Source organism: Pseudomonas sp. P7548 (assembly GCF_013386585.1).
GTDB lineage: Bacteria > Pseudomonadota > Gammaproteobacteria > Pseudomonadales > Pseudomonadaceae > Aquipseudomonas.
Genome location: NZ_JACARO010000081.1, coordinates 1 through 24,485 on the forward strand (window position 1 = coordinate 1; position 24,485 = coordinate 24,485).

At 66.6% G+C, this 24,485-nt stretch carries 2 protein-coding genes; both read right to left on the reverse strand.

Annotated features, from left to right (window positions below; all coding sequences use genetic code 11):
* Positions 1–243 precede the first annotated feature (243 nt).
* On the reverse strand, positions 244–11,577 hold the full coding sequence (locus HX803_RS26780; RefSeq protein WP_178924901.1) for a non-ribosomal peptide synthetase: 11,334 nt from the start codon (positions 11,575–11,577) through the stop codon (positions 244–246).
* On the reverse strand, positions 11,574–24,485 hold the full coding sequence (locus HX803_RS26785; RefSeq protein WP_178924902.1) for a non-ribosomal peptide synthetase: 12,912 nt from the start codon (positions 24,483–24,485) through the stop codon (positions 11,574–11,576). Before HX803_RS26785 ends, HX803_RS26780 begins: the two co-directional genes overlap by 4 nt.

Below are 24,485 nucleotides of genomic sequence, written 5' to 3' on the forward strand. Positions count from 1 at the left end.
GGTTAGCCGCGCTGGGCCAAGGATGGCCCATCGCGGCGGCCCACGCTCCAAAGCCTTCGTTCGGGCACACCGAGCCTAAGCGAGGTGCCGAGTGATGGGGCGAGGACCTTTTGGTTACTTTTGGGTCCTTCCAAAAGTGACCCGCTGTAAGAGCGGAACCATAAGCCGCCGTTACCGCAGCAACGGATATGTACACAGACAGATCGCTATCGCAGGCAAGCCCGCTCCTACAACGTCCCCCCCTCACGAAACCACCTCCCCAACCACCACCCCATCCAACCACCACCGCGCCAACCCCTGCACATTCGGCGCCTTGAGCAACGTAAAGTGATTCCCTGCGCCATACCACACCTGCAACCCACTCCCCTGCCTCCCCCAGCCCTCAACCATCAACCCCTGCTCCCGCTGATTCCCCGCCGCATCCAGGGCCGGGTCCTGGGCCAACACCAACCGCACCAACCCGCGATACCGCTGCCCCGGCCGATACACCGTACGCAACGCCGCCGCATAGGTCCGCGCCGGCCCCTCCATCGCGTCCACCGAAGCACGCCCCGGCAACAACCCAACGTTCACCATCCCCCCATGCAACAGCTGCCGCTGCACACCTTCATCACACCCGGCAAAGTCCAAAGGATCGATCCCCAACGACTTCCCGGCCGACACCTGCATCGCCTCGATCAAACGCAACAACGCCGCCGTCGTCGTATACGGCCGCCCCACCACGCCATTGCCACCGGGCGACTCACTGTCGATCACCGTCAACGACGCCACCTCACGCCCCATCGCCTGCAACCGCAGCGCCATCTCCAGCGCCACCCAGCCACCAAACGAATGCCCCACCAGGTGCACCGGCCCGTGCGGGCACTCGTGCGCCAGCGCCGCCAGGTAACACTGCGCCGCCGCTTCCACCTGGCTGTGGGGCACCGCCTCGCCGTCCAGGCCGCGCGGCTGCAGGCCGTACAACGGCCAGTCACGCCCCAGGGCCTCGCCGAACCCGACGAACCCGGTGACGCTGTCCCCCGCCCCTGGCACGCAGAACACCGGGGCGTTCCCCGCCCGGCCACCCTGGATACGCAACAACGGTTGATGCACCGCATGCGCCATCGGCACAGCACCCGCCAAGGCGTCGGTCATCGCACGGCCCAGGGCCTGGATATGCGGCGCCTGCATCATGCTCTGGTGATCGCCCGGCACGTCCACCTGGCGCAACTGCCCCGGTGCCAACGCCTCGCTCCAGCCCAGGGACTGGCTGCGACGGGACAGTTCGGTCGGCCGCTGCTCGGCGCTGAACAGGTGCACCGGGATTGGCAGCGGGAACAGGCTGTAGTGCGCCAGCGCATGCCCATGCCCCACTTCGCGCTCGATGAAGCTCAAGAGGTCGGCGTCCGACGCCGCCGCCATTTGCGCGTATAGCAAACCTTGATCGCGACAGCGTTGCAGCAAGCCCGCAAAGTCCAGCTGTCCAAGGCTCGCCTCCAGTTGCCCAAGGCTTTCCAGTTCATTTGCACCTCCCTGTGCTTTCCAATACGCCGTGCACTGCAACAGCAAATGCCGCTTGAGGGCCTCGGGCCCGCTCCAGCGCGCCTTGCCCTGGTCGGTCATGCGCGGCACGTAGCTGTCGATCAAACCGAGGAACGCCACCGGCTCATCCAGCCCGAGCAATTGCATGGCGACCTCATAGGCCAACACACCACCAAACGACCAGCCCGCCACGCGATACGGCCCGTGGGGTTGCAGGCTGCGGATCAGCCCGACCATCCGCGCCGCCAGGCCTTCCAGGGTGTACAAGTGCGCTTCACCCAGCGGCACGCCCGGCAGGCCATAGATGGGGTAATCCCCCGGCAGGTGCTGGCCCAAGGCAGGGAAATACACGTCCATGCCGCTGAATTCATGCACCAGGAACAACGGCGGTTGCGCGCCGCTGCTGCGCACGGTGATCACCGCGGGATCACGCTCCGGCTCACCCGTGCGCTGGCGCAGCAGGTTCGCCACGCCGGCCACGCTCGCGTGCTGGAACAGCTCGGCCAGGGACACCGGTAACCCGGCCTCTTCCAGCAGGTTGACCAGACGGATTGCCAGCAACGAATGACCGCCCAGCTCGAAGAAGCTGTCGTGCCGGCCCACGTGTTCCACCTTCAACACCTCGGCCCAACGTTGCGCCAGGGTCTCTTCCAGTGCGTCGGCCGGTGCTTCGAAATCGCGGCTGCACAGGGCATCCATGACCGGAACAGGCAGGGCTTTACGGTCGACTTTACCGTTGGCAGTCAGCGGCAGTTGCGCCAGCGGCACATAGGCCGAAGGCAGCATGTAGTCCGGTAACTGGCCGTGCAGATGGGCGCGCACGCGATCAATGTCCAGCGCCTCTGCCGCCCAGGTGAAATAGGCCACCAGGCGTTTGTCTCCGGGATTGTCTTCACGGGCCAACACCACCACCTCCCGGATGCCGGCGAAGGTGGCGAGACGCGCTTCGATCTCACCCAGCTCGATGCGGAAACCGCGAATCTTCACTTGGTCGTCGTTGCGCCCGATGCATTCGAGCAAGCCGTCCGGCGTCCAGCGTCCCAGGTCACCGGTGCGGTACATCAGGGCACCCGGGTTGAACGGGTCGCTCACAAACTTCTCGGCCGTCAGCTCGGGACGGTTCAAGTAGCCCCTGGCGACGCCGTCACCACCGATACAGATTTCACCCGTCACGCCCAGCGGTACCGGCTGCAAGTGCGCGTCCAGCACATGGATGTGGGTATTGGAAATCGGCCGGCCCACCGGCACGCTTTCCGCATCAAAGGCAATGGCGCGCACTTCATAGGTGGTGGCGTAAGTGGTGGTTTCCGTCGGCCCGTAGCAATGCACCAGGCGCAACGCCGGGGCTCGCGCCAGCAGGCTGCGGAATGCGGCCGGGTCAGCGCGCTCGCCGCCGCACAGCAGGATGCGCAACCCGGCCAGGGCATCGGGGATCATCTGCACATACTGGTTGAACAGCGCCGTGGTCACGAACAGCACCGTCGCGCCTTCCAGGGCCGCGCCGAACGCAGCCGGGGCGAGCAAGGTGGCGTGGTCGATCACCTGCACCTGGCCGCCGTTGAGCAGCGGGCCCCAGACGTCCATGGTACTGGCGTCGAACGCCGGGTTGGAGGCGAACGCCACGCGGTCGGCGGCGTTGAAGTCGGCATAGCCGTTGTTGATCACCAGGCGTGTGATGCCACGGTGCGGCACCAGCACACCCTTGGGCGTCCCGGTGGAGCCGGAGGTGTACATAATGTAGGCCACGCTGTCCGAGGACTGCGACAGATCCGGGTTGTGGCTGGGCTGCGGGTCGAGGGCCAGGGTGTCCAGGTCCAGACGTCGCGCCGGGTAGCCGACTGGCATATCGCTGCGGGTCAACAGCCACGCCGCACCGCTGTCCTGCAGCATGAAGCCCTGGCGTTCGGCCGGCGCATGGATGTCCAGCGGCACATAGGCCGCCGCGCACTTGAGCACGGCCAGTTGGCTGACCAGCAGGTCGACAGAGCGCGGCAGCAGGATCGCCACGTTGTCGCCCGGCAGCACGCCCAGGCCCAGCAGGTGATGGGCCAGATGATTGGCGCGAGTGTTCAACTCACCGTAGCTCAGCGTCTGCTCGCCATGACGCACGGCCAAGGCGCCTGGGCGGGCTTGGGCCTGGGCTTCGAACAGGCGCTGCACGGTGTGTTCACGAGGGAACGTGCGCGCCGTGGCGTTGAAACCTTGCAGTTGCAGAACTTCGGTCGCCGGCAGCACGGGCAAGCGGCCGATAGCAATCTCGCTGCGTTGCTCCAGGGCCTGCACCACCTGCTCCAGCGCCACCTGCAAGTACTCGCACAAACGCCGTGCGCCCTGCCCCGTGGCCTTGAGGCTGAACCCGGCGCCGAGGTCATCCACGCTCAACGACAGGCCATAGTTGGTGTGTTCCTCGGCCTTGAGCACTTGAATGCCCTGCCACGCCTCGGCCACACCACCGGCCTGCGGCGCGCTGTGCCGGTAATTGAACAGCACGCTGAACAGCGGGGTGCCCACCGGCACGCCACTGCAACGCTGGGCCAGCGCCAGCGGCGCGTGTTCATGGCTGAGCAGTTGCGTCAGCCGCGCATGGGTGGCCCGCAGCGCCTCACGCACCGGGCGCTCGCCCAGGTCGACGCGCAGCGGCAGGGTGTTGATGAACACCCCCATGGCCCGCTCGGCACCCTCGCCGCCTTGCAGGCGACCGAGCATCACCGTGCCAAACACCACCCGCTTACGCCCGGAGACTTTGCCCAGCACCTGTGCCCACGCCAAGTGCATCAGGCTGGCGCTGCTCACGCCGGCCTCACGGGCCTGGGTACGCAAGCGCAGGCTCAACTGTGGGTCGAGGGCCAGTTGCGCGGGTTCGTCATCGTCCAGCGCTTCGACCTCGGTCGGCTCGTCGATGTCGCCCAGCATCTCGCGAAAGAACCCTTCGTGATCACCGCCACCCAGGCGGGTCTGGGCCACATAGTTGCGATACGGCACCGCCGCGCCCAACCGGTCTTGCTCACCCAGCAGGAACGCCTGCATGTCGTGTTGCAGGATCTCCAGGGCGATGTGGTCCATCACCAGGTGATGGAACAGCAAGGTGGCAACCACCCGCCTGGGTTCCTGGGCATACACCAGGCGCATCAACGGGGCCTGGCCCACGTCCAGGCGCAGGGGTAACGGCCCGGTTTCAACACGCAGCGCCGCATCGCGCCACACCACTTGCACCGGTTCTTCCAGGCCGTCCCAGTGGAACGACGAACGCAGGATGTCGTGCCGTTCGATCACGGCCTGCAAGGCCATGGCGAACGCTTCCAGGCGTTCGTGATGATCGAAGGCAAATTGCGCCTGCAACAGGTAGGCATCGCCTTCGGGCACCGCGCGATGGTGATAGAGCATGCCCGCCTGCAACGGCGCCAGCGGGTAGATGTCTTGCACATTCGCCGCACCACCGGGGATGCACGCGACGATGCGGTCGATGGCTACTTGCTCCAGGGTGATCAGCGGCAACAGGTCCGGGGTGATATGCGTGCAACCAGCGCCAATTCGATTAGCGGGCACTGCCACTTCACGGCTGCCGCCCAATGCCGCCGCCAAACCGGCCAGCGTCGGCTGGGCAAACAGCACTTTCACATCCGCCGACAAGCCCAGGCTGCGCAAGCGCCCCATCAGGCTGACTGCCAGCAGCGAATGCCCGCCCAGCTCGAAGAAATTGTCGTGACGACCCACGCGCTCCACGTTGAGCAACTCGGCCCACACACTCGCCAGGGTCACTTCCGTGTCGCCCTGGGGTGCCTCGTACTCGCGCACGGCCAGCGATTCCAGGCCCGGCGCCGGCAGTGCCTTGCGGTCGAGCTTGCCGTTGGGGCTCAGGGGCAGCGCATCGAGGTGGACAAAGGTCGTAGGCACCATGAATTCCGGCAGGTGCTGCAACAGGTGGGCACGCAAGGCCTCGATGTCACTGTGTTCACCGGTGTAGTACGCCACCAGGCGCTGCTCGCGGGCGGTGACCGCCGCTTCGTTGATCGCCGGGAACTCGGTGAGCCGCGCCTGGATTTCCCCCAGTTCGATGCGCAAGCCACGGATCTTCACCTGATCGTCATTGCGCCCCAGGTATTCGATGGTGCCGTCAGGCAGGTAGCGGCCCACGTCACCGGTGCGGTACAGGCGGCCCTCGGTGAACGGGTCCTTGAGGAAGCGTTCGGCGGTGAGTTCCGGGCGGTTCAGGTAGCCCCGCGCCACTTGCACACCACCAATGAACAGCTCGCCCACCACGCCCAGGGGTACCGGCTGCAACTGGGCGTCCAGCAGGTACATGCGCGTATTGGCAATTGGCTTGCCGATGGGCGTGTTGTCCGGCGTCACCGGCCCCGCGCAGTTCCACGCGGTGACATCCACCGCCGCTTCCGTCGGGCCATACAGGTTGTGCAGTTGGCTGCCCGGCAGTTGCCGCTTGAAGCGCCGCACCAGGCTGCCCGGCAAGGCTTCGCCGCTGCAGATCACCCGCACCAGCCCGGCGGCCTGGCTCAACTCGCCATGGGCGAGGAACACGTCGAGCATCGACGGCACAAAATGCAAGGTGGTGACCTGCTCCGCCGCGATTACCCGGCACAGGTACTGCGGGTCCTTGTGCCCACCCGGCGCAGCCATCACCAGGCGTGCGCCGGTCATCAGCGGCCAGAAGAACTCCCACACCGACACGTCGAAGCTGAACGGGGTTTTCTGCAAGACCGTGTCGTCGGCCGTCAGCCCGTATTCGTCCTGCATCCACAGCAGGCGGTTGACCACCCCGGCGTGATCGTTGATCACCCCTTTAGGCTGCCCGGTGGAGCCGGAGGTGTAGATCACATAGGCACTCACGGCCTCGGTGTGCGGATTATCAAGGGACAGGTGCTGCCAGGTCGGCTGCTCCAGGTCGATCACCGGCGCATCGCCCAGCAAGCCCCGCGTGCTGCCTTGGGCCAGCACCACCTGGGGCGCGCTGTCATGCAGCATGTAGGCGATACGCTCCGGCGGATAGGCTGGGTCCAGCGGCACATAGGCGGCGCCGGCCTTGAGGATCGCGTACAGGCCGATGACCATCTCCAGGCCGCGCTCCACGCAGATCGCCACCCGCGAATCGGCGTGCACACCCTGCGCCAGCAGGTGGTGAGCCAGACGGTTGGCCTGGGCGTTCAGTTCGGCATAGGTCAACGTTTGCTCGCCGGCCTTGAGCGCAATCGCCTGGGGCGTGCGCGCCACTTGCGCTTCGAACAGGCCGTGCAGCGTCTGGTCGAGGTTGTAAGGGACATCGGTGGCGTTGAAGTCGAACAGCACCTGCTGACGCTCCCGCTCGCTCACCAGGGGGATGTGGTCCAGCACCGCCTGATCGTTCTCGACCATGGCCTGCAACACGCGAACGAAGTACCCCACATAACGCTGCATCGTGGCTTCATCGAACAGCGCCACCGCATATTCCAGCGCGCCGAGAATGCTGCCCTGCACTTCGCCCAGGTTCAGCGACAGGTCGAACTTGGCAAAGTGACTGTTCTCCACAATGCCTTCCAGCGCCAGGTCGCCCAGGGCCAGTGTCGGTGCGCTGCTGTCCTGCCAAGTCAGCAGGGTCTGGAACAACGGGCTGTGGGCCAGGCTGCGCACCGGCCGGGTGATTTCCACCACTTGCTCGAACGGCAGGTCCTGATGGGCCTGGGCTTGCAGGGTCTGGGCCTTGACCCGGGCGAGCAACCCCTCGACGCTCAGCTCGCCCGAGGTGTCGATACGCACTGCCAGGGTGTTGACGAACAGGCCGATCAGCCCTTCCACCTCGCTGCGGGTGCGGTTGGCCACCGGCGAGCCGATCACCAGGTCCGGCTGGCCGGACAACCGCGCGAGCAAGGCCGCCCAGGCGCTCATCAAGGTCATGTACAAGGTGGTGCCATGGCGTTGGCTCAAGGCCTTGAGCCCGGCCGTGAGGCGTTCGTCCAGGCGCACGTCGACGCTGCTGCCGGCGTAGTCCTGCTGCGCCGGGCGCGGGCGGTCGGTGGGCAGTGTGAGTAAAGCCGGCGCACCGGCCAGGGCCTGCTGCCAATAGGTGCTTTGGCGGTGCAGCACCTCGCCGCTGAGCCACAGGCGTTGCCACACGGCAAAGTCACCGTACTGGATCGGCAAGGCCGGCAGCGGGTCCGGCAGGCCGTGGCTGAACGCCTGGTACAGCGCCATCAACTCGCGGGTCAGCACGCCCATGGACCAGCCATCGGAGACGATGTGGTGCAGGGTCAGCAACAGCACATGGTGATCGTCGGCCATCACCACCAGGCGCCCGCGCAGCAACGGGCCACGCTCCAGATCGAAGGGCGCCGAGGCTTCGCCATGGATCAACGCGTCCAGCGCCTGTTGCGGCTGCGGGTGGCGGCGCAGGTCCTGCACTTGCAGGGGCAGCACGTCTTCGGCCGGCACGATCAGCACCTGGGCGGTGTCGCCGTGCTGGGCGAAGCGACTGCGCAGGGTTTCGTGGCGCGCCACAATGCGCGCCAGCGCCCGTTGCAGGGCCTGCACATGCAGTTGCCCACGCAGGCGCAGTCCGATGGGGATGTTGTAGGCGGTGTTGGCGCCTTCCATCAACGCCAGGAACCACAGGCGCTGCTGGGCGAAGGACAGCGGTACGTCTTCATCGCGGTTGGCCGGCAGGATATCCGGCAAGGTGCTACGCCCGGCCTGGGCCAGCACTTCGGCGACCGCGCACAGCTCGGCGTTGGCAAACAGGTCGCCCAGTTGCAGCTCTACCCCCAGGCGCTGACGCACCTGGGAGACCATGCGCATGGCCAACAGCGAATGCCCGCCCAGTTCGAAGAAATGATCGTGGCGCCCAACGCGTTCGACTTGCAGCACGCCGCTCCAGATACTCGCCAGCACGCCTTCGATCTCGCCCTCGGGCGCGGCGTATTCGCGGGTGAACACGGCGGCCTGATCCGGCGCCGGCAAGGCCTTGCGGTCGAGCTTGCCGTTGGCAGTGAGGGGCAACGCATCCAGCTTCATGTAGGCCACCGGCACCATGTAGTCCGGCAGGTGCGCCACCAGGTGGGCGCGGATATCGCCCACCGCCAGCGGATCGAGCTGTGGGTTCTCGGTGAAGTAAGCCACCAGGCGTTCTTCACGCACCAGCACCACCGCTTCAAGGATGCCGGCCAATTGGTTGAGCTGGGTTTCGATCTCCCCCAGTTCGATGCGCACACCACGGATCTTCACCTGGTCATCGTTGCGCCCCAGGTATTCAAGATTGCCCTCCGGCAACCAGCGCGCCAGGTCGCCGGTGCGGTACATGCGCCCGCCGTTGAACGGGTCATCGAGGAAGCGTTCGGCGGTGAGTTCCGGGCGGTTCAGGTAACCCCGCGCCACGCCCTTGCCGCCCACGTACAGCTCCCCTGCCACGCCCAACGGCACCGGGCGCCGTTGTTCATCGAGCAGGTACACCGTGGCATTGGCGATGGGTTTGCCGATATGCAGCACCCCGCCCGCCTCCACCTTGCCGGACGTGGCGACCACCGTGGCCTCGGTGGGGCCGTAGTTGTTGATCAGCTCGAAATGCTGCGCCCGGCCGAACTGGCGCAAGCGATCGCCGCCGATCAACAGGGTGCGCAACGTAGGGTGTTCGATCTGCTGGCTGAAGGCGTACTCGGCCACCGGCGTCGGCAGGAAGCACACGTCCAGCGGCTGCGCGCACCACCAGGCCAGCAGGGCGTCGATGTCTTCGGCGCCGTCATTGGCCGGTGGCAGGTGCAAGGTCGCCCCCACGCACAGCGCCGGCCACACTTCCCAGGCCATCGCATCAAAGCCGAAACCGGCGACGCTGGCGGTGTGGCGCCCGGCGCACAGGTCAAAGGCCGCGCAGTGCCAGTCCACCAGGTTGGCCACGGTGTGGTGCTCCACCATCACCCCTTTGGGCAGGCCGGTGGAACCGGAGGTGTAGATCACATACGCCAGGTGCGAGGGGGTGACGGCCACCTTGGGGTTGCTCGCCGAATGGTGCTGCCAGGTGTAGCGGTCGAGGTTGATCACCGGCACTTCCAAGGCGGGCAGGCGATCAAGCAGGGCATGTTGGGTCAACACCGCCACTGGGGCGCTGTCGCTCAGCAGGTAGTTCAAGCGCTCAGCCGGGTGCGACGGGTCCACCGGCACATAGCAGCCACCGGCCTTGAGGATCGCCAGCAACCCGGCCAAGGTGTCCAGGCCACGGCGGGCGACGATGGCCACGCGGTCATCGGGCTTCACGCCCAACGCCAGCAGGTGATGGGCCAGCAGGTTGGCCTGCTGATTCAGCTCGGCGTAGGCCAGTTGGCGGCCTTGATACACCGCAGCGATGGCCTCGGGGGTCTGGGCCGCCTGGGCTTCGATGCGCCCGTGCAAAGTGGTGCCCTGGGGGAAGTCGGTGTGGGTGGCATTGAACTGTTCGAGCAGCAACTGCTGTTCGGCGGCGGGCATCACGGCCACCTGGTTCAGGGCGGTGTGGGGCGCCTGTTCCAGTGCCGTCACCAGGTTTTCCAGGGCGGTGCGCAGGTAGGCACACACGCGCTGCGGGTCTACGGCCGTGCTGGCGAGCAGGCTCAAGCCAAACCCTTCGCCCAGGTCATCCACACTCAAGGTCAGCGGGTAGTTGGTACGTTCTTCGGCACTCAGGGCCGCGATGCCCTGCCAGGCCGATGCGGCGTCGGCACTGGCGGCCGGCGCACTGTGGCGGTAGTTGAGCAAGGCACTGAACAGCGGCGTCGGCGCCACCACCCCACTGCAACGCTGGGCCAGGGCCAGGGCCGCATGCTCATGGCGCAGCAAGGTGGTCAGCCGCGCGTGGGTGGCCTTGACCCCGGCGCGCACGTCGGTGGCGTCCACGTCCACGCGAAACGGCAAGGTGTTGATGAAAATGCCCAGGGCCCGCTCGGTGTCATGACTGCCCTGCATGCGCCCCATCAACACGGTGCCGAACACCACCTGCTGCTTGCCGGCCAACGCCCCCAGCACCTGCGCCCAGCCCATATGGAACAGGCTCGCCGCGCTCACCCCCAATTGCCGGGCCTGGGCGCGCAAACGCTGGGCCAACGGCGCAGGCAGCGGCAGGCTGACCTCGGTAATGCCACGGGCATCGCCCTGCACATCCTGCAGGCCGAACGGCAAGATCGGCTCGCTGATGTCGCCGAGCATCTGGCGGAAGAAACTTTCGTGCTCCTGCTCGCTGATCCCCAGCCGCGCCTGCGCCACATAGTTGCGAAACGGCACCGCCTGGCCCAGCGCTGCGCCCTGCCCCAACAGGCAGGCCTGCAGCTCATGGCACACCACTTCCAGCGCGCTGTGATCCAGGGCCATGTGGTGGAACAGCAAGGTCGCGACGATGCGCTGATTGGCCGGGTCGTCGGCGCGCACCAGGCGCAGCAACGGCGCCTGGGTCACGTCCAGCCGGTAGTGGCGGGCATCAAACAATGCATGCAGTTGCGCGGCAATGTCGCCGTCGGCCGGGTCCAGTGCCAGGGCCTGGATCGGCAACTGCGCCTGGCGCCACACCACTTGTGACGGTTCTTGCAGCCCTTCCCACACCACCCCGGTGCGCAGGATATCGTGGCGGTCCATCACCGCCTGCAAGGCCTGGGCGAACGCGTCGAAACGCGCCAGGTTGTCGAACGAGAACTGCGACTGCATCACATACGGGTCGCCCCTTTCGGCACTTACGTGGTGAAACAGAATGCCTTCCTGCAACGGCGCCAGCGGGTAGATGTCCTGGATGTTCGCCACGCCGCCGTCGACCGTCGCGACGATGCGCTCGATCTCCTCCTGGCTCAGCGTCGACAACGTCAGCATGGCCGGGGTGATGTGCTCGGTGCCGGGCACGATGCCATTGGCCGGCACCTCGACGTCACCGGCCTTGGTCGCCGTGTAGTCGCCGGCCTTGATCAGCTCGATCAGCCCCGGCTTGTGCTCGCGCAACGCGGCCATGATGGCCGGGTCACTCAGCGCCTGTTTGTTGCCTTGCACCGCCAACTGTTCGCCCTTGAGCGCCAGTTGGATGTCTTTGCTCTTCAGCGTCGCCAGCAGTTCGAGAATGCTCACAGGACGATCTCCATTCGTTCGGTTATGGCGGCGTAGCCAGCCAGGGTCGGCTGTTCGAACAACGCCCGCACATCGGCTTCCATGCCTTCCTGGCGCAAGCGCCCGATCAAGCTCACGGCGAGCAGCGAATGCCCGCCCAGTTCGAAGAAATTGTCATGCCGCCCTACCCGCTCCACGCCCAGCAGTTCGGCCCACAGCCGCGCCAACAGGGTTTCGGTTTCGCCTTGCGGTGCGGCGTACTCACGCACGCTCAGCGCCGCCATGCCCGGGGCCGGCAGGGCCTTGCGGTCGAGCTTGCCGTTGGGGCTCAGGGGCAGCGCCTCCAGGTGCACGAACAGCGCGGGCACCATGAAGTCCGGCAGGTGCTGCAGCAGGTGGGCGCGCAGGCTGTCGATGTCGGAGTGCACGCCGGTGTAATAAGCCACCAGCCGGTCTTCGCGGGCCACCACGGCGGCTTCGCTGACCTGGGGATGGTCGAGCAGACGCGCCTGGATCTCCCCCAGTTCAATGCGCAGGCCACGGATCTTCACCTGGTCATCATTGCGCCCCAGGTATTCGATATTGCCGTCGGGCAAGTAGCGGCCGACGTCACCGGTGCGGTACATCCGGCCGCGGGTGAACGGGTCCTTTAGGAAGCGCTCGGCGGTGAGGTCCGGGCGGTTGAGGTAACCGCGCGCCACTTGCACACCGCCGATGAACAGCTCGCCGACCACGCCCAGGGGCACCGGCTGCAACTGCGCATCGAGCAGGTACATGCGGGTGTTGGCGATGGGTTTGCCGATCGGCGTGTTGTCCGGCACTTGCGGCCGCGCGCAATTCCACGCGGTCACATCCACCGCGGCTTCAGTGGGGCCGTACAGGTTGTACAGGCCGATCTCCGGCAATTGCTGCTTGAAGCGCCGCACCAGGCTGCCCGGCAGGGCTTCGCCGCTGCACATCACGCGCACCAGCCCGGCCGCCTGGCTGACGTCGCCGTGGGCGAGGAACACATCGAGCATCGACGGCACGAAGTGCAAGGTGGTGATGTGCTGCGCCGCGATCACTTCGCACAGGTAGGCCGGCTCCTTGTGCCCGCCCGGACGTGCCATCACCAGGCGTGCACCGGTCATCAGCGGCCAGAAGAACTCCCACACCGACACGTCGAAACTGAACGGAGTTTTCTGCAGCACCGCGTCATGGGCCTTGAGGCCATAGGCGTCCTGCATCCACAGCAAGCGGTTGACCACCCCGGCGTGCTCGTTGATCACGCCCTTGGGCTGGCCGGTGGAACCGGAGGTGTAGATCACGTAAGCCTGGTGCTGCGCCGTCAGGCCTGGCACCTCAGGGTTGCTGCAGGGCTGGTGCTGCCAGGTCGGTTGGTCGAGGTCGATCACCGGCACATCGCCCAACAAGCCTCGGGTTGCGCCCTGGGCCAGCACCACCACCGGCGCACTGTCTTGCAGCATGTAGGCGATGCGGTCGAGGGGGTACGCCGGATCCAGCGGCACGTAGCCGCCGCCGGCCTTGAGGATGGCGAACAGGCCGATGACCATGTCCAGGCCGCGCTCAAGGCAGATGCCCACCCGCGAATCCGGCTGCACACCCTGCTCGCGCAGGTGATGGGCCAAGCGGTTGGCGCACTCGTTCAGTTGTTGATAGGTGAGGTGCTGGTCTTCGGCCTTGACGGCGATGGCATCCGGCGTGCGTCGTACCTGGGCTTCGAACAGGCCATGCAGGGTCTGGTCGAGGTCGTAACTCACCTCGGTGGCGTTGAAGGTCACCAGCAGCCTGTGCCGTTCTTCTTCGCCCAGCACCGGCAGGCGATTGAGCGCGTGCTGCGGCGCCTGCTCCAGGGCCTCGACCAGGCCGCACAGGGCCACGTGCAGGTAACCGCAGACCCGTTGTGGGTCGAGTTGCGCCAAGGCCGTCACGTCAAAGCCGTCGCCCAGGTCATCCACGTTCAGGGTCAACGGGTAGTTGGTGCGCCCGTCATTGACCAGCGTCTGCATGCCTTGCCACGCCTGTTGCGCGCCCACCGAGCGGGTCGCCGCGCCGCGATGGCGGTAGTTGAGCATCGAACTGAACAGCGGCGCGGGTGCGGCCACTCCGCTGCAGCGCTGTGCCAGGGCCAGGGACGCATGCTCATGCCCCAACAGCGCACTCAGCCGTGCATGGGTGTCTCGCACGGCAGCGCGAGCGCCTTGCGCGTCGATATCCAGGCGCAGCGGCAAGGTGTTGATGAACACCCCAAGGGCACGGTCGGCGCCCTCGCCCCCTTGCAGGCGGCCCACCAGCACGGTGCCGAACACCACGCTGTGACGGCCGGAGGTGGCCGCCAGCACTTGGCCCCAGGCCAGGTGGAACAGGCTGGCGGTGCTCACGCCCAACAGACGGGCCTGGGCACGCAAACGGCGATTGAGGTCGCTGTCCAGGTGCAGGGTGTGTTCGGTGATCGCGCTGCCGTCGCCGCGCACATCCTGCAAACCGAACGGTAGGGTCGGTTCATCGATATCGCCGAGCATGCCGCGGAAGAACGCCTCGTGCTCCTGCTCGCTGATCCCCAGGCGCGCCTGGGCCACGTAGTTGCGGTACGGCATCGGTGCTGCCGTAGGGGCCGGCTGGCCGAGCAAGTGGCCCTGCATTTCGCGCAGCACCACGTCGAACGCGGTGTGGTCCAGCGCGATATGGTGATACAGCAGCACCATCACCACCCGCGCATTGGCCGGGTCTTTGGCATACATCAGGCGGATCAGCGGCGCCTGGCTGATGTCCAGCCGGTAGCGTCGCGCATCGAACCGCTCATGCAGGCCCGCCAGCACATCGCCTTGCAGGTGCAGCTCCTCCACGCTCAGCTGTGCGCTGCGCCACACCACTTGCAGCGGTTGCGCCAGGCCTTCCCAGACCACGCCGGTACGCAGGATGTCGTGGCGGTCGATCACCTGTTGCAGCGCCTGGGCGAAGGCGTTCAGGCGCTCGACGCTGTCAAAGGCCAGGTGCGATTGCAGCAGGTACGGGTCGCCGCTTTCGGCGGTGATGTAGTGGTAGAGAATGCCTTCCTGCAACGGTGCCAGTGGGTAGATGTCTTGCACATTCGCTGCGCCACCCGGGACGCGGGCGACCACGTCGTCGAGGGTCGCCTGGTCCAGCGTCACCAGCGGCAACAGGTCCGGCGTGATGCGCTGGCAGCCTGCCGGGATAAGGTTGGCCGGCACCTGCACCTCGCGACCACTGCCCACGGCGGCGGCCAAAGCGGCCAGGGTCGGCTGGCTGAACAGCACGCGCACATCGGCGCTGAGGCCCACCTGACGCATGCGCTCGATCAGGCTGACGGCCAGCAACGAATGGCCGCCGAGTTCGAAGAAGTGGTCGTGCCGACCGACCTGCTCCACCTGCAACACCTCGGCCCAGATTCGCGCCAGGGTGGTTTCAACCTCGCCCTGGGGCGCCTCGTAGTCGCGGCTGAGTAAGGCGGCCTGATCGGGTTCGGGCAGGGCCTTGCGGTCCAGCTTGCCGTTGGCGGTCAGCGGGAGCGCGTCGAGTTTCACATACGCCACCGGCACCAGGGCGTCGGGCAATACGGCTTGCAGTTGTTCGCGAAGGGCCTCGATCGCCAGCGGCCGTTGCTCGGTGAACCACGCCACCAAGCGGCCATCGCGCACCAACACCACCGCCTCAACAACACCGTCCAGAGCGGCCAGGCGGCTTTCGATTTCGCCCAGTTCAACCCGCACACCGCGCAACTTGACCTGGTCATCGTTGCGCCCCAGGTACTCAAGGTTGCCGTCGGGCAGCCAGCGCACCAGGTCGCCGGTGCGGTACATGCGCCCCGGGTTGAACGGGTCTTGCAGGAAGCGTTCGGCCGTCAGGTCTGCGCGGTTCAGGTAACCCCGCGCCACGCCGCTGCCGCCCACGTACAACTCACCGGCCACGCCCACCGGCACCGGGCGCTGTTGCGCGTCCAGCACGTAGGCGTAGGCATTGGCGACCGGCCGGCCGATGTGCAAACCCTGGCCGGCCCGCACACGCCCAGAAGTGGCGACCACCGTGGCTTCGGTGGGACCGTAGTTGTTGATCACGGCAAAACGCCGCTCCTGATTGAACTGGCGCAGGCGATCGCCACCGATCAGCAGGATGCGCAAGCTCGGGTGCTGCAGGTGCTGGCTGAAAGCGTATTCGGCGACCGGCGTCGGCAGGAAGCTCACATCCAACGGCTGCGCCAGCCACCAGGCGAGCAGTTCGTCGATGTTCTCGTTGCCGACGCTGGCGGGCGGCAGGTGCAGGGTGGCACCCACGCACAGCGCCGGCCAGACCTCCCAGGCCATCGCATCAAAGCCGAAACCGGCCACGCTGCTGGTGTGGCTTGCATGGTCCAGGCCGAAGGCTTCGCAGTGCCAGTGCACCAGGTTTTCCACGGTCCGGTGTTCCACCATCACGCCTTTGGGCTGGCCGGTGGAGCCGGAGGTGTAGATCACGTAGGCCAGGTGCGCCGGGGTCAGCGCAGGCACTTGCGGGTTGTGGGTGGGTTGCTGCTGCCAGCTCGAATCCTGCAAGTCCACGCTGACCACCGATCCCAACAATGCGCGGGTGCTGGCTTCGGCCAGCACCGTTACCGGGGCGCTGTCTTGCAGCAGGTAGCGGATACGCTCGGCGGGGTACGCCGGGTCGATGGGTACGTAGCCGGCGCCGGCCTTGAGAATGGCCAGCAAGCCCACCAGCATCTGCGGGCCACGCCGGCAGCAGATCGCCACGCGGTCGTCCGGTTGCACGCCGAGCGCCAGCAGGTGATGGGCCAGCTGGTTGGCGCGTTGGTTGAGTTGCGCGTAGCTCAGCGCTTCGCCGTCTTGCACCACGGCAACCGCGTGGGGTTGGCGCTCGGCCTGCACCTCAAACGCGCCGTGGAGGGTCTGGCCCGTCGGGTAGTCTGCGGCGGTGGTGTTGAAGTCAAGCAGCAGAGTATCGCGCTCGGCCACCGGCAGCACGGCCAGTTGATTGAGCGCAGTGCCCGGTGCGGTTTCCAGTGCTGTCACCAGTTGCGCCACCGCGTTGTGCATGTAGTCGCACAGGCGCCTGGCACCGATCTGCGGCAAGGCCAGCACCGTCAGGCCAAACCCGCTGCCCAGGTCGTCCACACTCAACGTCAGCGGGTAGTTGCTGCGTTCTTCACCGCCCAGCAACTGCACGCCTTCCCAGATGCCCTGGCCATCGCGGGCCATTTCGCCCGGGTTGCTGTGACGGTAATTGAGCAAGGCGCTGAACAACGGCAACGCGGCCGCCACGCCACTGCAACGCTGGGCGAGTGCCAGGGAGGCGTGCTCATGCCCGAGCAAAGCGGTCAAGCGTGCATGGGTGGCCTTGACTGCCACGGCCGCGCCAGCCGCCACGTCGACCCGCAATGGCAGGGTGTTGATGAACATGCCCAGGGCCCGGTCCGCGCCCTCGCCGGCCTGCATGCGGCCCATCAAGACGGTGCCGAACACCACCTCATCGCTCCCGGCCACCAGCCCCAGCACCTGCGCCCAGGCCAGGTGCATCAGGCTGGCCGCGCTGACGCCTGCCAGTCGCGCCTGCTCGCGCACCCGCTGGGCCAGCGTGGCGTCCAGCGCCAGCTCGGCTTCTTCGATATCACGCCCGTCGCCCTGCACATCCTGCACACCAAAGGGCAAGGTCGGCTCATCGATGTCGGCCAGCATGTCGCGGAAGAATTGCTCGTGCTCGGTCACGCTCACGCCGAGGCGCGCCTGGGCCACGTAATTGCGGAACGGCGCGGCCGCCGGCAAGTCTTGCGCCTGGTTGAACAGGAAGGCGCGCATTTCCTGGCCGACCACTTCCATGGCGGTGTGGTCCAGCGCCAGGTGATGGAACAGCAGGATCGCCGCCACCCGCCCGTTGGCCGGGTCATTGGCATAGACCATGCGTAGCAACGGCGCCTGGGTGATATCAAGGCGGTAATGACGCGCATCGAAACGCGCGTGCAGTTGCTCGATGATGCCGCCGTCTGCCGGGTCCAGCGCCACTTCTTGCACCACCAGTTGGGCGTTGCGCCACACCACTTGCACCGGGCTGTCCAGCCCCTCCCAGACCACGCCGGTACGCAGGATGTCGTGGCGCGCAACCACCTGTTGCAAGGCGCCCATGAACCCGTGCAGGCGCTCCAGGCTGTCAAAGGCCATGCGCGATTGCAGCAGGTACGGGTCGCCGTGTTCGGCGCTGATGTGGTGATACAGGATGCCTTCCTGCAAGGGCGCCAAGGGGTAGATGTCCTGCACATTCGACGCGCCGCCTGGCACGCTGGCGACGACTCGGTCGATGGCCGCCTGGTCGAGCGGCACCAGGGTCAGCATGTCCGGTGTGATCCGGGTGCAGCCCGCAGGAATGCCATTGGCCGGCACCACCACTTCGCGCCCACTGCCCACCGCCGCTGCCAGCGTGGCCAGGCTCGGCTGGCTGAACAGCACGCGCACATCGGCGCTCAGGCCGACCTGGCGCATGCGTTCAATCAGGCTGACCGCCAGCAACGAATGCCCACCCAGCTCGAAGAAGTGATCGTGACGCCCTACCCGCTCAAGCTTGAGCACGTCCTGCCAGATCTGCGCCAGCAGGGTTTCCACCTCGCCTTCCGGTGCTTCATAGCCACGGCCGAGCAGCGCGTTCTGGTCCGGCACCGGCAGGCCCTTGCGGTCGAGCTTGCCGTTGGCGGTGAGTGGCAACAGCTCCAGCCACACATAGGCAGACGGCACCATGTAGTCGGGCAAGCGGCCTTGCAGGTGGCTGCGCAGCGCTTCGATGTCCAGCGTCGCCTGCGCGGTGTAGTACGCCACCAGGCGCTTGTCGCCCGGTTCGTCTTCACGCACCAACACCACGCTGTCGTTCACCCCAGGGAAAGCGGCCAGGGCCGCTTCGATTTCCCCGGGTTCGATGCGGAAACCACGAATCTTCACCTGCAGGTCGTTACGCCCCTGGTACAGCAAGGTGCCGTCCACCTGCCAGCAGGCCAGGTCGCCGGTGCGATACAGCAGACCGTCGCCGAACGGGTTGGCGATGAATTTTTCGGCGGTCAATTGCGGCTGGTTCAAATAGCCCTTGGCCACGCCCGCACCGCCAATGTACAGCTCGCCGACCACCCCCAGCGGCAGCGGCTGCTGGCGCGCATCGAGTACATAAGCCTGGGCGTTGGCGATGGGCCGGCCGATGGGAATGCCGCCCTCGCCCACGGCGGTGATTTCATGGGTGGTGGAAAAGGTGGTGGCTTCGGTCGGCCCGTAGCCGTTGAGCAGGTGCTGGGGCTTGCCGTGCTGGAGCACGCGACTGATCACCAGCGGGTCGAGCACATCACCGCCGACGATCAGGTAGCGCAGTTGGCGCAAGTGCGGCATCAGCGCATCGGCGTATTGGTGGAACAGGCCCGCCGTCATCCACAACACGCTGACGGACTGCTCCCGCAACAGCTGGGCGAACGCAGCCTGGGACAGCAACACCGCATGTTCGACCACCACCACGCAGCCGCCGTTAAGCAGCGGCGCCCACACTTCCAGGGTGCTGGCGTCGAAGGCCGGGTTGGAGGCGAAGGCCACGCGGTCGCGTTCGTTGAACTCGGCATAGCCGTTGTTGAGCACCAGCCGAGAGATGGCCCGGTGCGGCACCTGCACACCTTTGGGCGCGCCAGTCGAGCCGGAGGTGTAGAGGATGTACGCGACGTTTTCTGCCGACTGGGGCAGTTCGGGATTGCGTGGGGACTGCGCGTCCAGGTTCAAGTCGGCCAAGGTGTTGAGCACCCGGCGCGCGCCGCTGTCCTGCACGATAAAGGCCTGGCGCTCGACGGGGGCGTTGACGTCCAGCGGCACGTAAACGGCGCCGCACTTGAGGATCGCCAATTGGCAGACCAGCAGGTCGAGGGAGCGCGGCAAACCGATCGCTACGCTTTCGCCGGGCTGCACGCCTTGGCCGATCAGGTGATGAGCCAGGCGATTGGCACGACGGTTGAGGTCGCGGTAACTCAGGGACAGCTGGCCATGCACGGCGGCCACCGCTTCGGGTCGGGCCAACGCCTGGGCTTCGAACAACTGGTGCACGGTGAGCTGCGCCGGGTAGTCGCGGGCGGTGGCGTTGAAGTCCACCAGCAGTTGGTGACGCTCGGCGGGTGGCAGAATCGAGATAGCCTGCAACGGCGTGGTAGGCGCCTGTTGCAGCGCGGTCACCAGGTGGCGCAGCGCGGTGAGCATGTAGTCGCCCACCCGTTGCACATCCAACGTGGCCAGCCCTTGCACGGTGAGGGCGAAGCCGCTGCCCAGGTCATCGACGTTGAGCACCAGCGGGTAGTTGCTGCGCTCTTCGGAGCTGAGGATTTCGATACCAGACGCCGCGAATGGGCTGGCCCCCGGTGCTTCGCCCGGGGCGCTGTGACGGTAGTTGAGCAGTGTGCTGAACAACGGCAGCGACGCCGGCACGCCGCTGCAACGCTGGGCCAGGGACAACGAGGCATGCTCATGCCCGAGCAGCTGCGCCAGGCGCGCGTGGGTGGCGCGCACCCCGGCTTGAACGCCGAGCGTGCCGAGGCTGACTCGCAGCGGCAAGGTATTGATGAACATGCCGAGGGCGCGGTCGGCGCCCTCACCGCCCTGCAGGCGGCCCAGCAGCACGGTGCCGAACACCACGTCCTGCTGGCCCGACACCTGGGCCAGCACCTGCGCCCAGGCCAGGTGCACCAGGCTGGCGGTGCTCACGCCCAATTGCCGTGCCTGCTCACGCAGGCCCAGGCTCAACGCCGGCTCCAGCGGCAAGTGCGCCTCGACGATGCCACTGCCGTCGCCATTGATGTCCTGCAGGCCGAAGGCCAGGGTCGGCTCGTCGATGTCGCCGAGCATCTCGCGGAAAAACCCTTCGTGTTGCGCCTGGCTCACCCCCAGCCTGGCCTGCGCCACGTAGTTGCGGTACTGCACCGCGTCGGGCAAGTGCGCGCTGCTGCCTGTCAGGCTGGCGCTCATTTCCTCCACCAGCACCTGCAACGCGGTGTGGTCGAGCAGGATGTGGTGCAGCAACAGGATGCCGACGAAACGGCCCTGCTGCTCGCCATAGGCCAGGCGCATCAACGAGGGGCGCGTCAGGTCCAGTCGGTAGTGACGCGGGTCGAAGCGTTGTTGCAGGGTGGCCAGGGCATCAGCGCCCGCCGCCTCGATACGCTCGACCACCAACGGCGCGTGGCGCAGCACCACTTGCACCGGCTCATCCAGGCCTTCCCAGAGGATGCCGGTGCGCAGGATGTCATTGCGCTCGATCACGCTGTTCAAGGCGCGCGCGAACGCGTCCACCGCGCCTTTGTCGGCGAAGCTGAGTTGCACCTGCAACACGTAGGGGTCGCCCTCGGTGGTTGCCAGGTGGTGATAGAGAATGCCCGCCTGCAAGGGGGCCAGGCCGTAGATGTCCTGTACGTTGCCCAGGCCACCGGGCACGCTGGCGAGGATATGGTCGATGGCTGGCTGTTCCAGCGCCACCAGGGGCAACATGTCGGGGGTGATGCGTTGGCTGGTTGCGGTAATCCGATTGGCCGGCACCGCCACCTCCTGCTGCCCGCCCACCGCCGCCGCCAATGCCGCCAGGGTGGGTTGGCCGAAGAGCACGCGCACATCGGCGCTCAGGTCGAGCTGGCGCATGCGTTCGATCAGCTTGACCGCCAGCAGGGAGTGCCCGCCCAGTTCGAAGAAATTGTCGTCGCGGCCAACACGGTCAAGGGTAAGCAACTCTTGCCAGAGCCCCGCGATGGCGGTTTCCACCGCGCCCTGGGGCGCTGCATAACCGCGCCGCACCAACGCCTCGGCATCGGGTGCGGGCAAGGCCTTGCGGTCGAGCTTGCCGTTGGTGGTGAGGGGGAATTGGTCCAGCAGCACGAACGCGCCAGGCACCATGTAGTCGGCCAGGCTCAGCAGCAGATGGTCGCGCAAGGCGGCGACACTCAGCTCACCTTCGGCAATCACATAGGCCACCAGGCGCTTGTCCCCCGGCACGTCTTCGCGGGCCACCACCACGGCGTCGCGCACGCCGGGCGCAGTGGCCAGGCGCGCTTCGATTTCCCCCAGCTCGATGCGGAAACCACGGATCTTCACTTGGTCATCATTGCGCCCCAGGTACTCGACACTGCCGTCGGCCTTGAGGCGGCCCAGGTCGCCGGTCTTGTACATGCGCAAACCGGTGGCGGGGTCGGCCAGGAAGCGTTCGGCGTTCAGCGCGTCACGGTTGAGGTAACCCCGCGCCACCCCGGCGCCGCCCACGTACAACTCACCCACCACGCCCACCGGCAACGGCTCGCGCTGCTCATCCAGCACGTACAGCTGCAGGTCGGGGATGCGCACGCCAATCGGGCTGACGCCGACCAATTGCGCATCTGCTGCTTCCAGCGCGCGATAGGTCACGTGCACGGTGGTTTCAGTGATGCCGTACATGTTCACCAGTTGCGTACCGGCGTTGATCGCACGGGCATACCACGGCTTGAGCATGCCCGGTTCCAGGGCTTCGCCGCCGAAAATCACCTGGCGCAAGGAGTGGGCCTGGGGGCTGTCGGCCTGGGCCGCGATCAATTGGCGGAAGGCGCTCGGCGTCTGGTTGAGGATGCTTACGCCCGCTTCGCACAGCAGCGTGTAGCACTCGTCCGGCGAGCGGCTGACCAGTTGCGGCACGATCAGCAACTGGCCGCCGTGCATCAGCGCGCCCCAGATCTCCCACACGGAGAAGTCGAAGGCAAAGGAGTGGAACAGCGCCCACACGTCGTTGCTGTTGAAGCCGAACCAGTGCGCGGTGGCGGTGAACAGACGCGCCACCTGGCGGTGTTCGATCATCACGCCCTTGGGCTGGCCGGTGGAGCCCGAGGTGTAGATCACGTAGGCCAGGTTGGCCGGGCTGAGGTTGACACGCGGGTTGACCAGGGACTCGCCGCGCAGGCCGTTGAGGTCGATCTGCGCCAGGTCACCGACCAGATGGCGGGTGTTGGCTTGCACCAGCACGGCCAAAGGCGCGCTGTCGGCCAGGGTGTAGGCAATGCGTTCCAGCGGATACGCCGGGTCAATCGGCACGTAACCGGCACCGGCCTTGAGGATGCCCAGCAGGCCGATGATCATCTCCGGGCCGCGCTCGACGCAGATCGCCACGCGGTCGTCCGGGCGAATGCCCTGGGCCAGCAGGCGATGGGCGACCTGGTTGGCGCGTTCATTGAGCTGGCGGTAGGTGAGCCGTTGGTTGTCGAAACGCAGTGCGACCGCCTCGGGCTGAGCCGCGGCGTGGGTTTCAACGAGGTGGTGGATCAGGGCCGTATCGGCGTAGTGCGCAGGGTTGTGATTGAGAGTGTGCAGCAGGTGATGGCGTTCGGTGTCGGGCAGGATGTTCAGGCCGCTGAGCGGCGAATCCGGTCGCTGCTCCAGGGCATCGGCCAAGCTTTCCAGAGCCGTGTACAGGTAGCTCGCAACGCGCTGCGCGCCGATGGCGACGTCGACCATCACGGTCAACGCGAAGTCTTCGCCCAGGTCATCGACATTGACCGTCAACGGGTAATTGGTGCGCTCTTCGGCACCCAGCACCTGGATACCGTCGGCCACCTCGATGACCTCGTCCATGTCGGTTGCGGCGCTGTGCCGGTAGTTGAGGATGGCGCTGAACAACGGCGTCGGCGCGGCCACTCCGCTGCAACGCTGGGCCAGGGCCAGGGACGCATGCTCGTGATGCAGCAAGGTGGTGAGCCGCTCATGGATGGCCTTGACCCCGGCACGCACGCCCTGCCCGCCCACATCGGCGCGCAACGGCAAGGTGTTGATGAACATGCCCAGGGCGCGTTCGCCGCCCTCGCCCGCCCCCATGCGCCCGAGCATCACCGTGCCAAACACCACGGCCTCGCGACCGGACACCACGCCCAACACTCGCGCCAGGCCCAGGTGCATCATGCTCGCCACGCTCACCCCCAGTGGCCGCGCCAGCTGGCGCAGGCGGCGGCTCAACGCGCTGTCGACGGGCAGGCGCGCCTCATCGATGCCCTGGCCATCGCCCTGCACATCCTGCAGGCCGAAGGGCAGTGTCGGCTCATTGATGTCACTCAGCATGTCGCGGAAAAACGTCTCGTGAGCCTCTTCGCTGACGCCGTGGCGCACCTGGGCGATGTAGCGGCGAAACGGCACGGGTTCACCGGCCTGGGCCTGCTCGCCGGCCAGGTACAGCTGGATTTCATGGCGCACCACGTCCAGGGCGGTGTGGTCGAGAATGGTGTGATGGAACAGCAGCATCGCCACCACCCGCTGATTGGCCGGGTCGTCGGCGAACACCAGGCGCAGCAGCGGCGCCTGGCCGAGGTCCATGCGGAACGTGCGGGCGTCATAGCGGGCGAGCAATTGGGCGAGGATGTCGCCACCGCTCAACGGCACTTCTTCGCAGACCAGCGGTGCCTTGCGCCATACCACTTGCAGCGGCTCGTCCAGGCGCTCCCACACCATCGAAGTACGCAGGATGTCGTGACGGTCGATCACCCATTGCAGCGCCTGGGCAAAGTGCTGCAGGCGCGCGCGGCTGTCGAACACGAACTGCGCGTGCAGCACATAGGGGTCGCCCTGCTGGGCGGACAGGTGGTGATAGAGCATCCCCTCCTGCAGCGGTGCCAAGGGGTACACATCCTGCACATTCGCCGCGCCACCAGGGATGGCGGCGACGACCCGGTCGATGGCCGGCTGGTCGAGGTTGACCAGCGCCAGCATGTCCGGCGTGATGCGGTAGGCCGGGCTCAGCCAGTCACCACCATGTTCGGCAACCAGTGCCAGCAGCTGGGTTTTGTGGGCGATCAGTTGATCCCACAGGGCGTCATCCAGTGCTTCGTCATCGCCGAGGATGATCAGGTCGCCTTCTTCAGTTTGCAGACGGATCGCATGGGTGGAAATCGCTGCCAATAATTCGCTGAACTGCAT